General features: G+C 68.6%; 21 protein-coding genes. 9 read left to right on the top strand and 12 right to left on the bottom strand.

Annotated features, from left to right (window positions below; translation table 11 throughout):
- Nucleotides 1-99 precede the first annotated feature (99 nt).
- On the top strand, nt 100-1335 hold the full coding sequence (metX, locus tag AC1RU4_RS16410; RefSeq protein ID WP_492892183.1) for a homoserine O-acetyltransferase MetX: 1236 nt from the start codon (nt 100-102) through the stop codon (nt 1333-1335).
- On the top strand, nt 1335-2003 hold the full coding sequence (metW, locus tag AC1RU4_RS16405; RefSeq protein ID WP_492892182.1) for a methionine biosynthesis protein MetW: 669 nt from the start codon (nt 1335-1337) through the stop codon (nt 2001-2003). Before metX ends, metW begins: the two co-directional genes overlap by 1 nt.
- Nucleotides 2004-2019: 16 nt before the next feature.
- Here metW and AC1RU4_RS16400 read toward each other — a convergent pair whose 3' ends face one another.
- The 3 genes from AC1RU4_RS16400 to AC1RU4_RS16390 all read right to left on the bottom strand — a co-directional run bounded on the left by AC1RU4_RS16400 (nt 2020) and on the right by AC1RU4_RS16390 (nt 3417).
- The gene (locus AC1RU4_RS16400) at nt 2020-2343 is read right to left on the bottom strand and encodes a type II toxin-antitoxin system RelE/ParE family toxin (protein ID WP_492892181.1); all 324 of its coding nucleotides are present in this window, start codon (nt 2341-2343) and stop codon (nt 2020-2022) included.
- Nucleotides 2344-2348: 5 nt separating this feature from the next.
- Nucleotides 2349-2621 (bottom strand): type II toxin-antitoxin system Phd/YefM family antitoxin, encoded by a 273-nt coding sequence (locus AC1RU4_RS16395; protein ID WP_492892180.1) that lies wholly within the window; start codon nt 2619-2621, stop codon nt 2349-2351.
- 67 nt (nt 2622-2688) lie between these two features.
- On the bottom strand, nt 2689-3417 hold the full coding sequence (locus AC1RU4_RS16390) for a class I SAM-dependent methyltransferase (protein WP_492892179.1): 729 nt from the start codon (nt 3415-3417) through the stop codon (nt 2689-2691).
- A 315-nt stretch (nt 3418-3732) separates the two neighbouring features.
- On the opposite strand from AC1RU4_RS16390, the gene AC1RU4_RS16385 reads away from it, so the two are divergent.
- Together AC1RU4_RS16385 and infA are read left to right on the top strand one after the other, a co-directional pair.
- Nucleotides 3733-5322, top strand: a complete 1590-nt coding sequence (locus AC1RU4_RS16385) for a DEAD/DEAH box helicase (RefSeq protein WP_492892178.1) — start codon at nt 3733-3735, stop codon at nt 5320-5322.
- A 191-nt stretch (nt 5323-5513) separates the two neighbouring features.
- Nucleotides 5514-5795 carry a translation initiation factor IF-1 gene (gene infA / locus AC1RU4_RS16380; RefSeq protein ID WP_013168254.1) on the top strand — a complete coding sequence of 94 codons (282 nt, stop codon included), beginning with the start codon at nt 5514-5516 and terminating at the stop codon, nt 5793-5795.
- Between the two features lie 178 nt (nt 5796-5973).
- Here infA and AC1RU4_RS16375 read toward each other — a convergent pair whose 3' ends face one another.
- The 9 genes from AC1RU4_RS16375 to ccmA form a co-directional block, all read right to left on the bottom strand.
- Nucleotides 5974-6720 carry a GntR family transcriptional regulator gene (locus AC1RU4_RS16375; protein WP_492892177.1) on the bottom strand — a complete coding sequence of 249 codons (747 nt, stop codon included), beginning with the start codon at nt 6718-6720 and terminating at the stop codon, nt 5974-5976.
- 152 nt (nt 6721-6872) lie between these two features.
- Nucleotides 6873-7580, bottom strand: coding sequence for a thiaminase II (gene tenA, locus AC1RU4_RS16370; protein WP_492892176.1), 708 nt, complete (start codon nt 7578-7580; stop codon nt 6873-6875).
- A gap of 87 nt (nt 7581-7667) precedes the next feature.
- Nucleotides 7668-8084, bottom strand: coding sequence for a F0F1 ATP synthase subunit epsilon (locus AC1RU4_RS16365; protein ID WP_492892175.1), 417 nt, complete (start codon nt 8082-8084; stop codon nt 7668-7670).
- Nucleotides 8085-8167: 83 nt separating this feature from the next.
- Nucleotides 8168-9604, bottom strand: a complete 1437-nt coding sequence (gene atpD, locus AC1RU4_RS16360; protein ID WP_492892174.1) for a F0F1 ATP synthase subunit beta — start codon at nt 9602-9604, stop codon at nt 8168-8170.
- Between the two features lie 34 nt (nt 9605-9638).
- Nucleotides 9639-10520: a F0F1 ATP synthase subunit gamma gene (locus AC1RU4_RS16355; protein ID WP_492892173.1), complete on the bottom strand. Its 882-nt coding sequence runs from the start codon at nt 10518-10520 to the stop codon at nt 9639-9641.
- 42 nt (nt 10521-10562) lie between these two features.
- Nucleotides 10563-12092, bottom strand: a complete 1530-nt coding sequence (gene atpA, locus AC1RU4_RS16350; RefSeq protein ID WP_492892172.1) for a F0F1 ATP synthase subunit alpha — start codon at nt 12090-12092, stop codon at nt 10563-10565.
- Nucleotides 12092-12646 (bottom strand): F0F1 ATP synthase subunit delta, encoded by a 555-nt coding sequence (locus AC1RU4_RS16345; RefSeq protein ID WP_492892171.1) that lies wholly within the window; start codon nt 12644-12646, stop codon nt 12092-12094. Before AC1RU4_RS16345 ends, atpA begins: the two co-directional genes overlap by 1 nt.
- A gap of 317 nt (nt 12647-12963) precedes the next feature.
- Complete coding sequence (ccmB, locus tag AC1RU4_RS16340) at nt 12964-13635, bottom strand: heme exporter protein CcmB (protein ID WP_492892170.1); 672 nt, start codon at nt 13633-13635, stop codon at nt 12964-12966.
- On the bottom strand, nt 13632-14276 hold the full coding sequence (ccmA, locus tag AC1RU4_RS16335) for a heme ABC exporter ATP-binding protein CcmA (RefSeq protein ID WP_492892169.1): 645 nt from the start codon (nt 14274-14276) through the stop codon (nt 13632-13634). Before ccmA ends, ccmB begins: the two co-directional genes overlap by 4 nt.
- A gap of 219 nt (nt 14277-14495) precedes the next feature.
- Here ccmA and acnA point away from each other — a divergent pair, with 219 nt between their 5' ends.
- The 5 genes from acnA (at nt 14496) to aguA (ending at nt 21188) form a co-directional block, all read left to right on the top strand.
- Nucleotides 14496-17180 (top strand): aconitate hydratase AcnA, encoded by a 2685-nt coding sequence (gene acnA, locus AC1RU4_RS16330; protein ID WP_492892168.1) that lies wholly within the window; start codon nt 14496-14498, stop codon nt 17178-17180.
- A gap of 358 nt (nt 17181-17538) precedes the next feature.
- Entirely contained in the window at nt 17539-18378 is an 840-nt protein-coding gene (locus tag AC1RU4_RS16325) for a DUF1223 domain-containing protein (RefSeq protein ID WP_492892167.1), read from the top strand.
- A gap of 444 nt (nt 18379-18822) precedes the next feature.
- Nucleotides 18823-19173: a DUF2794 domain-containing protein gene (locus tag AC1RU4_RS16320; RefSeq protein WP_492892166.1), complete on the top strand. Its 351-nt coding sequence runs from the start codon at nt 18823-18825 to the stop codon at nt 19171-19173.
- 48 nt (nt 19174-19221) lie between these two features.
- Complete coding sequence (aguB, locus tag AC1RU4_RS16315) at nt 19222-20103, top strand: N-carbamoylputrescine amidase (RefSeq protein ID WP_492892165.1); 882 nt, start codon at nt 19222-19224, stop codon at nt 20101-20103.
- Nucleotides 20100-21188 carry an agmatine deiminase gene (gene aguA / locus AC1RU4_RS16310; protein WP_492892164.1) on the top strand — a complete coding sequence of 363 codons (1089 nt, stop codon included), beginning with the start codon at nt 20100-20102 and terminating at the stop codon, nt 21186-21188. The genes aguB and aguA overlap by 4 nt, the downstream gene beginning before the upstream one ends.
- Nucleotides 21189-21219 lie beyond the last annotated feature (31 nt).

Genomic DNA, 21219 nt, shown 5'->3' with positions numbered 1-21219 from the left:
CAAAACGAAATCTGCATCCCATCTCTATTGACAAGACGGTGCTGTGGGATCATCCGATCGTCCGGTATAAAGAACCTTTCGTCCGGTAAGACGGTTGAGATGTCCCAGAGCGACACAGTCCATCCCCTGAACGAGACCGGTGGCGTCGCCGATGGCCGCCCGGTGGGACCGAGCCGCGCCTATGAGGCGCTGGCGCGGGAGCAGGCCGATTCGCCGCAATCCCGGCTGGTGCGCTTCGGGCCCGACCAGCCGCTGATGCTCGACGCCGGCGTCGAGCTCAACGGATTCCAGATCGCCTACCAGACCTATGGCACGCTGGACGCCGCCCGCGCCAACGCCATCCTGATCTGCCACGCGCTCTCCGGCGACCAGCACGCCGCCAATGTCCATCCCGTCACCGGCAAGCCGGGCTGGTGGGACACGCTGATCGGCCCCGGCAAGCCGATCGACACCGACCGTTTCTTCGTCATCGCCTCCAACGTGCTCGGCGGCTGCCTCGGCACCTCGGGCCCCTCGTCGGTCAACCCGGCGACCGGAGCGGCCTATGGGCTCGACTTCCCGGTGGTGACCATCCGCGACATGGTGCGGGCGCAGGCGATGCTGGTCGACCATCTCGGCATCGACAGGCTGCTCGCGGTGGTCGGCGGCTCCATGGGCGGCATGCAGGTGCTGCAATGGGCGGTGAGCTATCCCGAGCGGGTGGTCGCGGCGATGCCGATGGCCGCCGCCGCGCGCCACTCCGCCCAGAACATCGCCTTTCACGAGGTCGGCCGCCAGGCGGTGATGGCCGATCCCGACTGGCGCGGCGGGCGCTATCTGGAGGAAGGCACCAGCCCGCGCCGCGGCCTCGCGGTGGCGCGCATGGCGGCGCATATCACCTATATGTCCGACGGCTCGCTGCACCGGAAATTCGGCCGGCGGCTGCAGGACCGCGACGGGCGCACCTTCTCCTTCGACGCCGACTTCCAGGTGGAATCCTATCTGCGCCACCAGGGCGAGGCCTTCGTCGACCGCTTCGACGCCAATTCCTATCTCTATGTCACGCGGGCAATGGACTATTTCGACCTCGCCGCCGATTTCGGCGGCGTGCTCGCCAATGCCTTCAGGGGCACGAGGACACGGTTCTGCCTCGCCTCCTTCACCTCGGACTGGCTGTTCCCGACCGCGGATTCGCGCGCCGTGGTGCACGCGCTGAACGCCGCCGGCGCCTCGGTCTCCTTCGCCGAGATCGAGAGCGACAAGGGCCACGACGCCTTCCTGCTCGACGAGCCGGAACTGACCGCCATCACCCGCGGCTTCCTCGATTCCGCCGCCCGGACGCTGGGGGTGCGCTGATGAGCCCGCGCGACATCGCCATCAACGACCTCACCATGAAGGAGGCCGCCCGCGCCGCCTCCGGCAAGCGCGTCGACCTTCTGATCATCGCCGACATGGTGGCGCCCGGCTCGCGGGTGCTCGACATCGGCTCGGGCGACGGCGAATTGCTGGAGCTGCTCGCCACCACCCGCGGCTGCGACGCCCGCGGCATCGAGATCTCCCGCGCCGGGGTGAATGCCGGGGTGGCGCGCGGCCTCGCCATCATCCAGGGCGACGCCGATATCGACCTCGCCGACTATCCCGACGACGCCTTCGACTATGTGATCCTGTCCCAGACCATCCAGGCGACGCGGCGGCCGAAATGGGTGCTGGAGCAGATGCTGCGGGTGGGACGGCGCGCCATCGTCTCGTTCCCGAATTTCGGCTTCTGGCGGATGCGGCTCGACCTGCTGATGAACGGCCGCATGCCCTCGACCGAGAACCTGCCCTATAGCTGGTACGACACGCCCAACATCCATTTTTGCACCATCCGCGACTTCGTGGCGCTGGTGGAGGAGATCGGCGCGCAGATCGACCACGCCACGGCGCTGAACGGCTACGGCCAGAAGGTGCGGTTCAACCTGCCGTGGTCGGTATGGAACCTGCTCGGCGAGCAGGCGGTGTTCCAGCTGTCGCGGGGGACGTGACGCGGGGGGGCGGGGCTCAAGGCGCGAGGCGGCGGGCGAGGAAGCCCTGCATGTCGCGGCGGCCGTCGGTCACGCAGATCACTGACACGATGGCGCCCTCGACCTTGTAGACGATGCGATAGCTCTGCCAGTGCAGTTCGCGATAACCCGTCAGTCCCAACAGGGTCATCTCCTTGAGAAGATTTCCACGATTGGGCATCCGATCGAGGCTGAGGATCAGTCGCTCCAGTTCGGCCAGGACGCGCACCGAGAGTTGGGCAGATCCCTCGCCAATCAGGTAGAGGCGGATTTCAGCCAGGTCGCGTGCGGCGCCCATCGTCACGCGAACGTCGTAGCGCATCAGGGTCAATCGACCTTACCTTCACGGATGCGCCGGAAGGTCTCTTCAACCGACATGACGCGTCCAGCGCGGATATCCTCCTCGCCCATGGCGATGATCTTCAGCATCGCGATGGATTCCTGCATCTGCTCGTAGCTGTCGATGTCCTGCAGCACCGCCTTGGCCTCGCCGTTCACGGTGATGATGAAGGGCTGCTGGTGCTCGGCGAGCTTCTGGATCACCTCGGCGGCATTGGCCTTGAGGTAGCTGATCGGCTTGATGCGTTCGGAAAGCTTCATGACGAGCCTCGCGTCTCGGACCGGATACAGACCGAATATAGACCGAATTCGGTCCTGCCGCGAGCCCTCACCCGCCCGCCGGCTGCGGCGCCAGCACCGGGGAGAGCACCCGCATGCGCGCGCGGCGCTTCACCGCCACCGGCTTGTAGACCTGCTTGGTCGCTTCCACGATATGCACCCCGGCAAAGGGCGGGGCGAGCACCGCGCCCGCCCGCTCCCACGCCACCGCCGAGCGCAGGAACCAGGTGCGCGCCACCGGCGGCACGTAAAGCGCCTCGCCCCAGCCGACCGGGGTGAACAGCGCCTCGCGCAGCAGCACGGTGATCTGGCTGCGCGAATACGGCCTGCCATGGCCGAACGGGTTGTTCTCGGCCCGCGCCCACACGCCGCGGCGGTTCGGCACCACGCAGAGCAGGCGCCCGCCCGGCGCCAGCACCCGCCAGACCTCGCGCAGCACGTCGGCGGCGTCCGGCGTCATCTCCAGCAGGTGCACCGCGATCACCCGGTCGATCGAGGCATTGGGCAACGGCAGCTCGGTCTCGTCGACCAGCGCCGCCAGCGTCGGCGCGCGCGAGGGCCAGCGCGTCACCCCCTGCGCCGCCGGCATGAAGGCGAGCGCACGCTCGCATTCCTCGCGGAACACGCCGAGATAGGGCGTCGCATAGCCGATGCCGAGCACCGAGAGGCCGCGCACATTGTCGAAGCGCTGGCGCACCGCACGGCCGATCAGCCGGCGGGCCACCACGCCGATCGGCTGAGCGTAGAAGCTGCGCAGGTCGACGACGTCGGGATACATGAGCGCTCCTTCGGGCCCGCCGGCGGCGGCCTGACTGACGAAAAGCGCCTGTCGGCGCGCTTCCACCTATATAGGGGCCGCGACGCCTTGAAATCCTCGCTTTTTTACGCCACATAGGGCTCGCATACGAAACGGGCGAACCATCCGCGTTCGTATCGGGGCCGCGTCGCTCGATTTCCGCTTCGGCACCATGCCGCGGCAGTCTTCGGCCCCTGATCATCCAGTTTCGCCGACGTCCCAGGCTACGCGGGGTGTCCCACCATCCCGCGACAGACGGATCGCCCGCAATTGACGCGCGCGGCCGGACGCCGCTCCATGAAAGAACATTCATTGACCTCCTTTTCCGAGCTCGGCCTTGCCGAGCCCATTCTGAAAGCGCTGGCCGAGGCCGAGCACACCACCCCGACGCCGATCCAGGCGCAGGCCGTGCCCCAGGTTCTCGCCGGGCGTGATCTCGTCGGCATCGCCCAGACCGGCACCGGCAAGACCGCCGCCTTCGCGCTGCCGATCCTCCACCACCTCGTCACCGACCGCCGCCGCCCCGAGCGCCGCGCCTGCCGCGCGCTGGTGCTGAGCCCGACCCGCGAACTCTCCGGCCAGATCCTCGAGAGCTTCCGCAACTACGGCAAGCATGTGCGGCCTTCCACCGCGCTCGCCATCGGCGGCGTGCCGCTCGGCCGCCAGGCCCGCTCGCTGATGAACGGCGTCGACGTGCTCGTCGCCACCCCCGGCCGTCTCGTCGACCTCGTCGAGAACGACGCCGTGCGGCTCGACCAGGTCGAGATCTTCGTCCTCGACGAAGCCGACCAGATGCTCGACATGGGCTTCATCCACGCCATCCGCTCCATCGTGGCCCGCCTGCCCAAGCAGCGCCGCAACCTGTTCTTCTCGGCCACCATGCCGAAGGAGATCGAGAAGCTGGCGAGCGCCCTGCTCACCGATCCGGTGCGCGTCGCGGTGACCCCGGTCGCCAAGACCGCCGACAAGATCGAGCAGAAGGTGTTCCTCACCGACCGCGCCGGCAAGCCGGACCTGCTGATCGAAGTGCTGCAGGGCGAGGGCCTCGACCGCGCCCTGGTGTTCTCGCGCACCAAGCACGGCGCCGACCGCGTGGTGAAGGGGCTGACCGTCGCCGGCATCGCCGCCGAGGCGATCCACGGCAACAAGTCGCAGCCGCAGCGCGAGCGCGCGCTCGCCGCCTTCCGCGACGGCAAGGTGAAGGTGCTGGTGGCGACCGACATCGCCGCGCGCGGCATCGACGTGCCCGGCGTCAGCCATGTCATCAACTACGACCTGCCCAACGTGCCGGAAAGCTATGTCCACCGCATCGGCCGCACCGCGCGCGCCGGGGCGGACGGCATCGCCATCTCCTTCTGCGACGGCGAGGAGCGGGCCTTCCTGCGCGACATCGAACGGCTGATCAAGCTGACCATTCCGAGCGTCGACCGCCGCGGTGAATCCCGCCGCGAGGGTCGCCCGGTGCGCGAAGGCTTCAACGACCGCATCCCGCAGGACCCGCGCGCCGTGCGCCGCGACGGCGATCGCTCGCAGCGTCCCGGCCCGCGCGCCGGCCGCCCGGCCGGCCGTCCCGAATATCGCGGCGGCGAAGGCCGCGGCGATGCCCGCCCGGAAGGCCGCGGTGCGGCCGGCGACATGGGCGGCGTGCGCTTCATGCAGCCGGCGCGGGGCGATGCCCGTCCCGAGCATCCCCGCGGCGAGCGTCCGCGTGGCGAACACCCGCGCGGGGAGCGTCCGCGTCACGACGGGCCGCGCCATGAAGGTGCGCGTCACGAAGCTGCACGCCATGAGGGCCCGCGTCACGAAGGTGCGCGTCACGAGGGCGGCCGCAGCGACGGTGCCCCGCGCGGCGAGCGGCCGTTCAAGTCGCGCGGACCGGCCCGCTAGGCCCCGTTGCCCCGCATCGGCACGGGCCGGGCGGGACGAACCGGGGTTCCGGCGATCATGGCCGGAGCGAATTGCGCGCGATCGGGTGATTCCACCCGGTTGCGCCACGCTTCGGAGAAGACAAAGCGCCGCCGTCAGGCTATTCCCCTGACGGCAGGCTCGAAAAAGACTTTGGACGAGGAGAGCCAGGAATGGCGAAAGAGGAACTGCTCGAGTTCGACGGCACCGTGACCGAGGTGCTGCCCGACGGAAACTTCCGCGTCGTGCTCGACAACGAACATGAGATTCTCGCCTATGCGGCGGGCAAGATGAAGAAGAACCGCATCCGCACCATCGTCGGCGATCGCGTGGTGGTGGAGATGTCCCCCTACGACCTCGAGCGCGGGCGCATCAATTTCCGCCACAAGACCGGCGGCCCGACCCCGCCGATCGGATCCGGCCAGCGTCGCCCGCCTCCGGGCCGTCGCCGCTGAGCGAACGGCGCGCGCAACGCCGCGCGCCCGTCCGTTCTCCGCGCCGGCCGGCGCGATCGGGCTGTACCTGCCGCAAGCATAGCGACAACCGCCGGATCGCCAGGCGCTCCGGCGGTGTTTGCGTTATCGCCGCCGCCGGCGCGAAACCCGCCGACGGAGGCAGGCCGCCCCCGCCCGGCTACTCGGTTCCGCGCGGGCGCGGCAGGCGCGGCGCGCCGGGCTGGATGCCCAATGCCTGGGCGAGCCCCTGCGGGCGCTGGCGCGGCTCGCTGAGATCGAGCTCCTCGGCCACATGCGCGATATGCGCGCGCATCCGCTGCGCCGCCGCCTCGCTGTCCCCGGCCTCGATGGCCTCGACGATCAGCGCGTGCTCGTCAGGCGGACAGGCGGCGTGCTCGCCGCGCGCATAGAGCAGGATGGCGAGCGAGGACAGCGCCTGCAATTCGGTGAGCAGCCGCACGAAGACCGGATTGCCCGCCGCCTCGGCGAGCGCGATATGGAATTCGCCGGTCAGCCGCACCAGCGTCGCCCGCTCGCCGGCGGCGCGGGCCTCGTTCTCCATCGCCACGTGATGGCGCAGCCGCGCCATCGACGCCGGCGAACAGAAGCAGGCCACCGTGGTGACGATGTCGGGCTCCACCACCGCGCGGGCGTCGAGCACATGGCGCGCATCGGCGCGGCTGGGGGCGGCGACGAAGGCGCCGCGATTGGGCTGGTGCTCGACGATGCCGTCCTGCGCCAGCCGGGCCAGCGCCTGGCGCACCACGGTGCGGCTGACGCCGAACAGTTCGGCGACGCGCTCCTCGGTCAGCTTCTCGCCGGGATGCAGGCGCCGCTCGAAGATCGCCTGCAGGATGCGCGCGCGGATCGGCGCCTCCGAACGTCCCCGCTCCGATACCGGATTGTCGGCGGTATGCTGATCCATGACCCCCCGCGGCGCCTCGCCGTGTGACGCGTCCAGATTAAGCATCTTCCGGCGGCAGGCGCCATGCCCCACGCCCAGCCGGGCCCTGCGGCATGCCGCACACCCACCCTTGCGCCCGGGCTCACCCCTGCGCCCTGCCCTGCGGCAAGCGTTCAGACCGGCCAGTCGGCCTCGCGCCAGGCCGAATCCCAGAACATCCATTCCAGCCTGCTGGCATGGGCATAGGCCCGGTGCATGCGCCCCACCACCGCCGGGGAGGAGGCCGCGGCCGCGCGGTCGGTGCTCGCGATCACCGCGCGCACCGCCTCGTGGAACTCCTCGCCGGCATAGGTGTCGATCCAGGCATCGTAGGGATTGGGCCGCGCCGCGCGGCCGAGTATGTCGCGGCCGATCTCGGCATAGATCCAGAAACAGGGCAGCAGCGCCGCCAGCACCACCGGATAGGGCTCGCCATAAGCGCTCGCGATCAGGAAGCTGGAATAATGGTGGCAGACCGGCGACATGTGCGTCGCCTCGAAATCCGCCGGGGCGATGCCGAAGCTGTTGAAGAAATCGGTATGCAGCGAGCGTTCGACGATCACCGCCACCTTGGCGGCCTCGGCGAACTGCACCAGGCCGTCGGCATCGTCAGCCTTGGCGGCGGCGATGGCCAGCGCCCGGCCGAAGGCGATGAGATAATGCGCGTCCTGCACCATGTAGTGGCGGAAGCGCCCGGTGGACAGCGTGCCCGCCGCCAGCGCCTCGTTGAACTCCATGGTGCGGATCGCCTCATAGACCGGCAGGTTGGCCTGCCAGGCATCGGCGCTGAACGAAGCCGCGCCGGAGGGCGTACCGATGTCGTGTCCGATGTCGTATCCCATGGCATCTCTCCCCGGACATGAAAAAGGCCGTCACGCGGGGACGGCCTTTCCGGATTTCCAATGCAGTGCCGGCGGCGCCGGACCCGATCAATGCGTGGTGCGCGCATCCGCCTCGACGGCGGCGGCGGCGGATTTCAGGGCTTCGAGAAAGCCCTGACGCTTCAGCCGCGTCACCTCGTCCCTGGCGTCCTCGACGTCTTCCTGCGCGTCCTTGATCATCTGGGCGAGACGATCCGGCCTGAGCTCGTCGACCGGGACGACGGTTTCCGCCAGCACGGTCAGGCCCTGCGGGTTCGCCTCGGCGAAGCCGCCGCGCACGAACAGCTTCTGCACCGGGCCCTCGCCCTTGATGGTGAGCACGCCCGGCTTCAGCACCGAGACGAAGGGCGCATGCCCGGCCAGCACGCCGAATTCGCCCTCGGCGCCCGGAACGATGACTTCGCTCACCGAGCCCGAATAGACGAGCTTCTCGGGGGAGACGAGTTCGAACGGGAAGTTGGCCATTTTACCTCCAGCGCCACAATGACCGTGGCGGATGCGTCAGCGGGCGGTCGCTCCGGCCCTCGTGCGAGGGCCGGACAGCTTCATCACGCCGCTTCGGCCGCCAGCTTCTTGCCCTTCTCGATCGCCTCCTCGATGGTGCCGACCATGTAGAAGGCCTGCTCCGGGAGGTGATCGTACTTGCCTTCCACCAGGCCCTTGAAGCCCTTGATGGTGTCGGCGAGGTCGACGAGCTTGCCGGGCGAGCCGGTGAAGACCTCGGCGACGTGGAAGGGCTGCGACAGGAAGCGCTCGATCTTGCGGGCGCGGGCGACGGTGAGCTTGTCCTCTTCCGAGAGCTCGTCCATGCCCAGGATCGCGATGATGTCCTGCAGCGACTTGTAGCGCTGCAGCGTCTGCTGCACCTGGCGCGCCACGGTGTAATGCTCCTCGCCGATGACCAGCGGCGAGAGGATGCGCGAGGTCGAGTCCAGCGGATCCACCGCCGGGTAGATGCCCTTCTCCGCGATGGAGCGCGACAGCACGGTGGTGGCGTCGAGATGCGCGAAGGAGGCGGCCGGCGCCGGGTCGGTCAGGTCGTCGGCCGGCACGTAAATGGCCTGCACCGAGGTGATCGAGCCCTTGGTGGTGGTGGTGATGCGCTCCTGCAGCGCGCCCATGTCGGTGGCGAGCGTCGGCTGATAGCCCACCGCCGAGGGGATGCGGCCGAGCAGCGCCGACACTTCCGAACCCGCCTGGGTGAAGCGGAAGATGTTATCGACGAAGAACAGCACGTCCTGGCCCTGGTCGCGGAAATGCTCGGCGACGGTGAGGCCGGTCAGCGCGACGCGGGAACGGGCGCCCGGCGGCTCGTTCATCTGGCCATAGACCAGCGCGCACTTGGAGCCGGCGGCCGAGCCGCCATGCTCGTGCGGGTCGACGTTCACCTTGGACTCGATCATCTCGTGGTAGAGATCGTTGCCCTCGCGGGTGCGCTCGCCGACGCCGGCGAACACCGAGTAGCCGCCATGCGCCTTGGCGATATTGTTGATCAGCTCCATGATCAGCACGGTCTTGCCGACGCCGGCGCCGCCGAACAGGCCGATCTTGCCGCCCTTGGAATAGGGCGCCAGCAGGTCCACCACCTTGATGCCGGTGACCAGGATTTCCGCTTCCGTGGACTGGTCGGCATAGGAGGGGGCGTCCTGGTGGATCGCGCGCTTCATCTCGCCGACCACCGGGCCCAGCTCGTCCACCGGCTCGCCGATGACGTTCATGATGCGGCCGAGCGTGGCTTCGCCCACCGGCACCATGATCGGCGACCCGGTGTCGGACACCGGCTGGCCGCGGACCAGACCTTCGGTGGAGTCCATGGCGATGGTGCGCACGGTGTTCTCACCGAGATGCTGCGCCACTTCCAGCACAAGGCGGTTGCCCTGGTTGGAGGCTTCCAGAGCGTTCAGAATCGCCGGCAGATGGCCGTCGAACTGCACGTCGACAACGGCGCCGATGACCTGGGTGATGCGTCCGTCCGTGTTCGCCATTTTCATGCGTCCTTTGTCCTTGACCGCGCTGCCGTCAGAGCGCTTCGGCGCCGGAAATGATTTCGATCAGTTCTTTGGTGATCTGGGCCTGACGTGTGCGGTTGTAGATCAGCGTCTGCTTCTTGATCATGTCGCCCGCATTGCGGGTCGCGTTGTCCATGGCGCTCATGCGGGCGCCCTGCTCGGAGGCTCCGTTCTCCAGGAGCGCCGTGAAAATCTGAACCGCCAGATTGCGCGGCAGCAGGTCGGCGAGAATCTCGTTCTCGTCCGGCTCGTATTCATAGGTGGCGGCGGCGCCGTCGGCGGCGGAAGCCGCGGCCGGGAAGGTCGCCGGGATCACCTGCTGGGCGGTCGGCACCTGCGAGATCACCGACTGGAAACGGCTGAAGAACAGCGTCGCCACGTCGAACTCGCCGGCCTGGTACATGCCGATCACCTTCTCGGCGATCGCCTGCGCGTCGGTGAAGGTGACGCCCTTGTTCGAGCGCAGCTCGACGAAGTCGACGATCTGCTTCTCGAACTGGCGGCGCAGCGGCTCGTAGCCCTTGCGGCCGACGCAGAAGATCTTGACCGTCTTGCCCTGCCCGAGCAGCGTATTGGCGCGCTCGCGGGCAAGGCGGACGATCGAGGAATTGAAGGCGCCGCACAGGCCGCGCTCGGCGGTGAGCACGAGCAGGAGATGCACGTCGTCCTTGCCGGTGCCGGTGAGCAGCAGCGGCACGTCCGGCCCGCCGGACACCGCGGCGGCGATGTTGCCGAGCACGCTCTCCATGCGCTTGGCATAGGGGCGCGCGGCCTCGGCGGCGGTCTGGGCGCGCCGCAGCTTGGCGGCGGCCACCATCTGCATCGCCTTGGTGATCTTCTGCGTCGCCTTCACCGAAGCGATGCGGTTACGCAGATCCTTGAGGCTGGCCATGTACCTTCGACTCCCGTGCCCCTTGAGGCTCCGCCCCTATGATCAGGCGAAAGTCTTCGCGAAGGCGTCAAGCGCCTTGACGAGGCTCGCGGTGGTCTCCTTGGAAAGTTCCTTGGAGGTGCGGATGGTGTCGAGAATGTCGGCATGCTTGGAGCGCAGGGCCAGCAGCAGGCCGTCCTCGAAGGCGCGCACCTTGCTCACCGGCAGGGCGTCGAGATAGCCGTTGGTGCCGGCATAGATCACCACCACCTGCTCCTCGACCTTCAGCGGCGCGAACTGCGACTGCTTCAGGAGCTCGGTGAGGCGGGCGCCGCGGTTCAGCAGCTTCTGCGTCGAGGCGTCGAGATCCGAGCCGAACTGGGCGAAGGCCGCCAGCTCGCGATACTGGGCGAGCTCGCCCTTGATCTTGCCGGCGACCTGCTTCATCGCCTTGATCTGCGCCGAGGATCCCACGCGCGAGACCGACAGACCCACGTTCACCGCCGGGCGGATGCCCTGGAAGAACAGGTCGGATTCGAGGAAGATCTGGCCGTCGGTGATCGAGATCACGTTGGTCGGGATATAGGCCGACACGTCGTTGGCCTGGGTCTCGATGACCGGCAGGGCGGTCAGCGAGCCGGCGCCGTTCTCGTCGTTCAGCTTCGCGGCGCGCTCCAGCAGGCGCGAGTGGAGATAGAACACGTCGCCGGGATAGGCCTCGCGGCCCGGCGGGCGGCGCAGCAGCAGCGACATCTGGCGGTACGCCACGGCCTGCTTGGACAGGTCGTCATGGATGATGAGGGCGTGCATGCCGTTGTCGCGGAAATACTCGCCCATGGCGGTGCCGGAGAACGGCGCCAGGAACTGCATCGGCGCGGCGTCGGAGGCGGTGGCGGCGACGACGATGGAATATTCCAGCGCGCCCTGCTCTTCCAGCACCTTCACGAACTGGGCGACGGTGGAACGCTTCTGGCCGATCGCGACATAGACGCAATACAGCTTGGCCTTCTCGTCGGTGCCGGCGTTGATCGACTTCTGGTTCAGGATGGCGTCGAGCGCGACGGCGGTCTTGCCGGTCTGGCGGTCGCCGATGATCAGCTCGCGCTGGCCGCGGCCGACCGGGATCAGCGCGTCGATCGCCTTGAGGCCGGTCTGCATCGGCTCGTGGACCGACTTGCGCGGAATGATGCCGGGCGCCTTCACGTCGACGCGCGAGCGCTTCTCGTAGAAGATCGGGCCCTTGCCGTCGATCGGGTTGCCGAGCGCGTCGACCACGCGGCCGAGCAGGCCCTTGCCGACCGGCACGTCGACGATGGCGCCGGTGCGCTTGACGGTCTGGCCTTCCTTGATCTCGCGGTCGGAGCCGAAGATCACGATGCCGACATTGTCGATTTCGAGGTTCAGCGCCATGCCGCGCGTGCCGTTCTCGAACTCGACCATCTCGCCGGCCTGGACATTGTCGAGGCCGTAGACGCGGGCGATGCCGTCACCGACGGACAGAACCTGACCCACCTCGGAGACTTCGGCTTCCTGGCCGAAATTCTTGATCTGCTCCTTGAGGATCGCGGAAATTTCAGCGGCGCGGATATCCATCAGCGAACCTCTTTCATCGCAGTGCGGATCGAATTGAGCTTGGTCTTCAGCGACGCGTCGACGAGGCGCGAGCCGATCTTGACCTTGAGGCCACCGAGCAGGGACGGATCGACGGTGACGGCGAGCTGCACGCTCTTGCCGGTCATCTGGTCGAGCGCCTCCCTGAGGGTGGCGGCGTGGGAATCGGAAAGCGTCTGGGCAACCGTGACCTCGGCCACGACTTCGCCCTTCTCGGCCGACGCCAGCTGGTCGAAGCCGCGGATGATGGCCTCCACCGCGAACAGCCGGCGATTGGCAGCCACCGTCTTGAAGAAATTGCCGGCGAGACCGCCGATGCCGACCCTGTCGAGCAGCGCGGCGACCGCGCGCTCCTGCTCCTCGGCAGAGAAGACGGGGCTGCGCACCAGGCGCTTCAACTCGTCGCTCTCGGCGATCATGGCGGCGAACCGATCGAGATCGGCCTTCACAGCGTCGATGGCGGCAGCCTCGCGCGCGAGCTCGAAAAGAGCCGTCGCGTAGCGCCCCGCCACACCGGATACGTAAGTCTCCGCCACCGTGCCTCTCTCGGGCTTCTCGGGTCGTCCGCCGCAGCCGTGCCGGCTGGGGTCCGAACCCGGATTTACAAGGGTTTTGAACTCGAACGGGGAGGCCGACCGAGCGGGCCCCCCAATCAGGTCGGGCGGTTCCCTAACACGGCTCACCGTGGGCTGCAACACGGCGAGCGGATCGATTCGGGTGGGCAAATGACGTAGCGGCCCGTTCGGCGGCGGCCGGGACGTTACCGGCGGCGTTTCAACGGTTTGCCGCACCTGCGGCGCATTGCTGCACCTGGTATGCCAGAGCCGGCGATTCGCTAGGGGATGTGCGTGGCTCACTCGCGCGTGGCGCGCAGCGCCGCTGCCGCCGCCACCGGGCCGAGCACCACCGCCGCCAGCGACAGGCCGGCGAGGATGCGAAACGGCGCGCCGAACGGCACGGTACCGCCCAGCGCCGCCCCGGTCGCCGCCACCGCGAAGATCAGCACCGGAATGGTGAGCGGCATCACCAGCACCGCGACCAGCAGCCCGCCGCGGCGGAACGCGGCCGCGAAGGCCGCCCCGACCAGGCCGAGGAAGGTGACGGCCGGGGTACCGACCAGCAGGGTCAGGCACAGCGCGCCGATCGCCGCCGGCTCCAGGTTGAGCAGCAGCGCCAGCACCGGCGCCGCCGCCACCAGCGGCAGGCCGGTCGCCAGCCAATGGGCGAGCCCCTTGGCGGCGGCGATCAGCTCGATCGGCAGCTCGGACAGGTACATCAGGTCGAGCGAGCCGTCCTCGGCATCGACGGCGAACAGCCGGTCCAGCCCGATCAGCGAGGCGAGCAGCGCGCCGATCCACAGGATCGCCGGCCCGATGCGGGCGAGCAGGGCGAGGTCCGGGCCGATGGCGAAGGGGGTGATGACCACCACGGCAAGGAAGAAGACGACGCCGAGCCCCGCCCCGCCGCCGGCGCTGAGGGCGAGCGCGAGGTCGCGCCGTACCAGGGCGAGGAAGGCGCGGGTCACGCGTCGCCCTCCCCGACCGGGACGGCCGGCCGGCCGAGATCGAGGCAATCGCCGGGCCCGAGATCCAGCGGCGCATGGGTGGCGGCGACGAGCAGGCCGCCCTTCTCGACATGCGCCCGCGCGAGGGAGGCGAACAAGGCCTGCGCGCGCGCGTCGAGGGCGGTGGTCGGCTCGTCGAGGATCCACAGCGGACGCTCGACGACCAGCAGCCGGGCCAGCGCCAGCCGGCGCTTCTGCCCGGCCGAGAGCACCGCCACCGGCAGCGCGCCGAGCCCGGCGAGCCCGACCTGCTCCATCGCCTCCTCCACGCCCGGCGCGGAACCCTGGGCGGGGCCGCGGCCGAGCAGGTCGCGCCAGAAGGCGAGATTCGCCGCGGCGCCGAGCGCCGGCTTGTGGGCATCGAGATGGCCGAGATAGTGCACCTGCTCGCGGTAATCGTCCGGCTCGGGAGCGCCCTCCAGCCGGACGGAACCCGATACCGGCGTGGCGAGCCCCGCCAAAAGTCTTAGCAGCGACGATTTGCCGGCACCGTTCGGTCCGGTGACCACGAGGGCGCGGCCGGATTCGACGGCAAGATCGAGGCCGCGGAACAGCTCGCGCGCGCCGCGCCGGCAGCCGAGTTCCCTAGAGACAAGCCGCATCGAGCCGCTCCCGCGCCGCACAAGGCCTCCTGCGACGCACAAATTTCCGATGCACCCCGTCAGCCCTCTAGGATCGTGGTTTGAAATCGCTCTATATAGAATTCTGAACGATGCGCCGTGGCCACAGGCGGGGCCGCGCGAGCTATAGCCCGCGCCACCGCTTCCTGTCCAAGGTCGAAAGAGCGTGTCGAGTCCACTCTCACCGAGGACCAGTCAACCGTGACGTCGCTCGACAGCTTCAAAAGCCGCAAGACCCTTTCCGTCGGAAACAACAGCTACACCTATTACAGCCTGCCGGACGCCGAGAAGAACGGCCTCGACGGGGTGTCGGCGCTGCCGTTCTCGATGAAGGTTCTCCTGGAAAACCTTCTGCGCTTCGAGGATGGGCGCTCGGTGACCAAGGACGACATCGTCGCCATCAAGGAATGGCTGGTGAACCGCGGCAAGGCGGAGCGCGAGATCGCCTATCGCCCGGCGCGGGTGCTGATGCAGGACTTCACCGGCGTGCCGGCGGTGGTCGACCTCGCCGCCATGCGCGACGCGATGGTGCATCTCGGCGGCCAGGCCAGCAAGATCAACCCGCTGGTGCCGGTCGACCTCGTCATCGACCATTCGGTGATCGTCAACTTCTTCGGCAATGCCGCCGCCTTCGGCAAGAATGTCGAGGAGGAGTACAAGCAGAACCAGGAGCGCTACCGCTTCCTGAAATGGGGCCAGTCGGCCTTCGACAATTTCCGCGTCGTGCCGCCCGGCACCGGCATCTGCCACCAGGTGAACCTCGAATATCTCGCCCAGGCGGTGTGGACCAAGACCGAGAACGGCGAGACCGTCGCCTATCCCGACACCTGCGTCGGCACCGATTCGCACACCACCATGGTGAACGGCCTCGGCGTGCTGGGCTGGGGCGTCGGCGGCATCGAGGCGGAGGCGGCCATGCTCGGCCAGCCGGTCTCCATGCTCATCCCCGAGGTGATCGGCTTCAAGCTGACCGGCCGCATGAACGAGGGCATCACCGCCACCGACCTCGTGCTCACCGTCACCCAGATGCTGCGCAAGAAGGGCGTGGTCGGCAAGTTCGTCGAGTTCTTCGGCCCCGGCCTCGAGCATCTCTCGCTCGCCGACCGCGCCACCATCGGCAACATGGCGCCGGAATACGGCGCCACCTGCGGCTTCTTCCCGGTCGACGACGAGACCATCGCCTATCTCGACGAGACCGGCCGCGACCCCGACCGCGTCGCGCTGGTGGCCGCCTATTCCAAGGCGCAGGGCATGTGGCGCCATGACGGCATTGCCGACCCGGTGTTCACCGACGTCCTCGAGCTCGACATCAGCGAGGTGCTGCCCTCGCTCGCCGGCCCGAAGCGCCCGCAGGACCGGGTGCTGCTCTCCGGCACCAAGGCCGGCTTCCTCGCCGCGCTGGAAGGCGAGTTCAAGAAGCCGGGCGAGGCGGGCAAGCGGGTACTGGTCGCCAATTCCGACTTCGATCTCGGCCATGGCGACGTCACCATCGCCGCCATCACCTCCTGCACCAACACCTCGAATCCGAGCGTACTGATCGCCGCCGGCCTGCTGGCCCGCAACGCGGTCGCCAAGGGCCTCAAGTCCAAGCCGTGGGTGAAGACCTCGCTGGCGCCGGGATCGCAGGTGGTGGAGGGCTATCTCAACGATGCCGGGCTGCAGCCCGACCTCGACGCGCTCGGCTTCAACCTGGTCGGCTTCGGCTGCACCACCTGCATCGGCAATTCCGGGCCGCTGCCGGAGGACATCTCCGAGGCGATCAACAAGAACGACCTCGTCGCCGGCGCAGTGATCTCCGGCAACCGCAACTTCGAGGGCCGCGTGAACCCCGACGTGAAGGCGAACTACCTCGCCTCCCCGCCGCTGGTGGTGGCCTATGCGCTGGCCGGCTCGCTGCAGATCGACCTCACCACCGAGCCGCTCGGGACGGGTTCGGACGGCCAGCCGGTCTATCTCAAGGACATCTGGCCCTCCAATCAGGAGATCGCCAAGTTCATCCGCGAGAACGTCACCAAGAAGATGTTCCTCGAAAAATACTCCGACGTGTTCAAGGGCGACGAGAACTGGCAGAAGATCGCCATCCCGCAGGGCGAGACCTATGCCTGGGACGACCGCTCGACCTATGTGCAGAACCCGCCCTATTTCGTCGGCATGACCCGCGAGCCGGAGCCGGTGACCGACATCATCAAGGCGCGGGTGATGGGCCTGTTCCTCGATTCGATCACCACCGACCACATCTCGCCCGCCGGGTCGATCAAGGAAGCCAGCCCGGCCGGCGTCTATCTGCGCGACCACCAGGTCCGCCCGGCCGACTTCAACCAGTACGGCACGCGGCGCGGCAACCACGAGGTGATGATGCGCGGCACCTTCGCCAATATCCGCATCAAGAACCAGATGCTGGGCGGCAAGGAAGGCGGCTTCACCCGGCACTGGCCGGACGGCACCGAAATGCCGATCTACGACGCCGCCATGCTCTACAAGGAAGAGGGCGTGCCGACCGTCGTCTTCGCCGGCAAGGAATATGGCACCGGCTCCTCGCGCGACTGGGCGGCCAAGGGCACCAAGCTGCTCGGCATCCGCGCCGTCATCGCCCAGAGCTTCGAGCGCATCCACCGCTCGAACCTGGTCGGCATGGGCATCGTGCCGCTGGTGTTCCAGAATGAGGATTCGTGGATCTCGCTCGGCCTGAAGGGCGACGAGATCGTCACCCTCAAGGGGATCGAGGGCGACCTGAAGCCGCGCCAGACGCTGGTGGCCGAGATCGTGTTCTCCGACGGCACGGTGAAGAACGTGCCGCTGACCTGCCGTATCGATACGCTGGACGAGCTGGATTATTTCCGCAACGGCGGCATCCTCCAGTACGTGCTGCGCAATCTCGCGGCTTGACCCTTCGCCATCCGGCGCGGACGGCTCCCCGCCGCCCACGCCGGTTCTCGGCCTGCCCGCGCGATCGTGCCGGGAGCCGCCGGCAAACCGCGAGGCCGGCAGGACCGGTGCCGACGCGTCCCCGCCTCGGCAAGCTGCGGCCGCCGAGCCCCGGCGTGCTGTCGCTGCCATCGGCGGCCGTCATGGCGGCAGCGCGAAAGCCTCGACCGAAGTCCCCGCGCCCCGGCCGCGTGGCGCGGCCGCCACTTCACCCTTCCGTGCGTCGGCGACACTCCAATGTGACTGGTATCGGCCGTCCGGGCGTCCTAAAGCCTAGCCGTTCCCGCCTCGTGGGATGCCGAAGGAATTTTCCGCGCCGATGCTCCTCCAGCCCCGATGCCCTGCCGAAGACGCTTGCCGCACCCGCCTTCCCAGGGTCGCCGGACGCCGGCTGCGCGTGCTGGCGCTGGGCGTTGCCGGGCTGATCGCCGCCGGGACCATCGCCACCGACGCCCGCGCCCAGGATGCCAGCCCGCCGGATGCCGCCTCGCCCTCGCCGATCCGCACCGTGACCAAGCCGCGGGCGGTGATCGAATTGTTCACCAGCCAGGGCTGCTCGTCCTGCCCGCCGGCCGACAAGCTGCTCGCCGAGATCGCCGAGCGGCCGGACGTGATCGCGCTGACGCTGGCGGTCGACTACTGGGACTATCTCGGCTGGAAGGACACGCTGGCCAAGCACGGCCATACCTCGCGCCAGAAGGCCTATGCCAAGCTGCGCGGCGACGCCAAGATGTTCACCCCGCAGGCGGTGGTGAACGGCACCGCCATGGCGGTGGGCAGCGACCGCTCGGCGCTGGAGCAGACCATCGCCACCGCCCGCGTGCCGGACGTGCCGGTGACGCTGGCGATGCATGACGGCAAGCTGCTGGTCTCGGTCGGCGAAGGTACCGGCTCGGGCGAGGTCTGGCTCTGCCCGGTGGCGAGCCGCGCCAAGGTCGACATCAGCCGCGGCGAGAACCAGGGCACGGAAGTCACCTACCACAACGTGGTGCGCGGCTGGGTGAAGCTCGGCGACTGGAACGGCAGCCCGGCGAATTTCGAGGCGCCGCTGCACCGGCCGGGCGACACCGATATCGACGCGCTGGCGGTGATGGTGCAGGCCGGCACGTCCGCCGCCCCCGGCCCGATCGTCGGCGCCGCGCTGCAGCCGATTCCCTGAACGATCCACGCATAAAAATCGGCAATCGCGCAAAAGCGGCGAGCCGGCCAAAAAAGAAGGCCGGCGCGAAGGCCGACCTGTATTCAGTGGATTTGGGGATTGAACCTAAGTAGCGCCAGGCGCGATCCGTTCGACGCCGCGGGGGGCTGGGGGGCTGGGAAACCGATGCGCTTCGCGAACCGGCCTGACGCTATGGTTAATATTTGCTCTCCGGGCTTGGCGGCGCAGAGGCCGAATCTTGGCGGCGCTGTGTCCGTCGTTAACGAGGCCGTGAGGACGCGGGCGCGTCGACCCGTGCGACCGGCGGCGCTCGGGCGCCGGGGTGCGGCGACCCTTGGGCGCCAAGCCGCCGTCGAGCGTGAACAGGGGCTTGTGGCGGCCGGCCGGCGGGGCGATCATGACGTTTCAATGATGCCGACGTCCACGATGCAGCCGGAGGGCCGCTTGGCCGATATCGATCCCATAGCCTTGCCCGCCGGGCTGCGCACCGAGCGGGGCGGCCTCGTCACCTTCCACCGCCATGAACTCGACCGCATCCTCGGCCTCTATGGCCGCATGGTGGCGCTGGGCGAATGGCGCGACTACGCCATCGACTTCACCCGCGAGCGGGCGGTGTTCTCGATCTTCCGCCGCTCCACCGAGCAGCCGATCTACCGGGTGGAAAAGGACCCGCGCCTCGCCCGGCGCCAGGGCGCCTACACCGTGGTGTCGCAGACCGGGCTCATCCTCAAGCGAGGGCACGAGCTTGCGCGCGTGCTCGCGGTGCTGGAAAAGCCGTTGCGCGCCGTCAACTGAGCGCCCCGACATTCGAGCGCCCACCCGTGCCGCCTCCCGGAGACCTTCATGCGCCTCGTTACCCTCGCCGCCACCCAGATGCGCTGCGACTGGGACATTCCCGGCAATATCGCCCGAGCCGAACGGCTGGTGCGCGAGGCGGCCGCGCAGGGCGCGCAGCTGATCCTGCTGCAGGAACTGTTCGAGACGCCGTATTTCTGCCAGGACCAGCTCCACGAATTCCTCGACCTCGCCGCCCCGTTCGCCGGCAACCGGCTGATCCAGCATTTCGCCGCGCTGGCCCGCGAGCTCGGCGTGGTGCTGCCGCTCAGCTTCTTCGAGCGCGCCGGGCCGGCCGCCTATAACAGCCTCGCCATGATCGACGCCGACGGCTCGGTGCTCGGCGTCTACCGCAAGAGCCATATCCCGGACGGGCCCGGCTACACCGAGAAGTTCTATTTCTCGCCCGGCGATACCGGCTTCAAGGTATGGGACACCGCGGTCGGGCGGATCGGGGTCGGCATCTGCTGGGACCAGTGGTTCCCGGAATGCGCGCGGGTGATGGCGCTCAAAGGCGCCGAGGTGCTGCTCTACCCCACCGCCATCGGTTCCGAGCCGCAGGACCCCGGCCTCGATTCGGCCGCCCACTGGCAGCGGGTGATGCAGGGCCATGCCGGCGCCAACCTGATGCCGCTGGTCGCCTCCAACCGCATCGGCCTCGAGCCCGGTCGTAACGGCACCGAAATCACCTTCTACGGCTCCTCCTTCATCGCCGACCCGACCGGCGCCAAGCTGGCGGAGGCGAGCCGCACCGACGAGGCGGTGCTGTTGGCGAGCGTCGACCTCGACGCCATCGCCCATCAACGCCGCAGCTGGGGCGTGTTCCGCGACCGCCGGCCGGAACTCTACGCCCCGCTGCTCACCCTCGACGGAAGCACCACCCGATCATGAGCGACACCCTGACCAGCCTGCCCACCGCCGACGGCTTCCGCATGCCGGCGGAATGGGAGACGCATGCAGGCACCTGGATGATCTGGCCGGAGCGGCCGGACAATTGGCGCGAAGGCGCGATCCCCGCCCAGACCGCCTTCGCCGCCGTGGCGGGCGCCATCGCCCGGTTCGAGCCGGTGAGCATGCTGGTCTCGGCCGCTCAATGGGCCAATGCCCGCGCCCGGCTTCCCGCCGGCGTGCGCCTCATCGAAGCCTCGAACGACGATTCCTGGTGCCGCGACAGCGGGCCGACCTTCGTCACCGACGCCGCCGGCCGGCTGCGCGGCGTCGACTGGGAGTTCAACGCCTGGGGCGGGCTCTATGCCCCGTGCGACCAGGACCGGCTGATCGCCGCCAAGGTGCTGGAGACCGAGCGCGCGCCGCGCTACGCGCCGCCGCTGGTGCTGGAGGGCGGCTCGATCCATGTCGACGGCGAGGGCACCCTGCTCACCACCGAGGAATGCCTGCTCAACCCCAACCGCAATCCCGATCTCACCCGCGAGGAGATCGAGACCCATCTGAAGGACCATCTCGGCGTCTCGCGCATCCTGTGGCTCGGCGCCGGGTTGGTCGACGACGAGACCTCCGGCCATATCGACAATATCGCCTGCTTCGTGAAGCCGGGCGTCGTCGCGCTGACCTGGTGCGACGACCCGGCCGACCCGCAACATGCCATCTCCCGCGACGCCTTCGATCGCCTCAGCAAGGCGCATGACGCGCGGGGGCGCAGCATCGAGGTGGTGAAGCTGCCGCTGCCGGGGCCGCTTTACCGCACCGGGGAAGAGGCGATCGACCTCGCTTCCGGCGGCACGATGAGCCGGCAGGTCGGCGAGCGGCTGGGCGGGTCCTATGTGAATTTCTATGTCGGCAACGGCTTCGTGCTGATGCCGCTTCTCGATCCCGTCCATGACGAGGCGGCGGCCACCATTCTCGGCGGGCTGTTCCCCGACCGGGAGATCGTCGGCCTGCCGACGCGCGAGATCCTGCTCGGCGGCGGCAACATCCATTGCATAACCCAGCAGCAGCCGGCCGGCATGCCGGGCTAATGTGCGGCAGCCGGCTTTCCACGGAGGCCCG

The organism is Ancylobacter sp. GW821-FHT10E12 (genome assembly GCF_058809335.1).
This window is presented reverse-complemented; position numbering and strand designations above follow the sequence as displayed.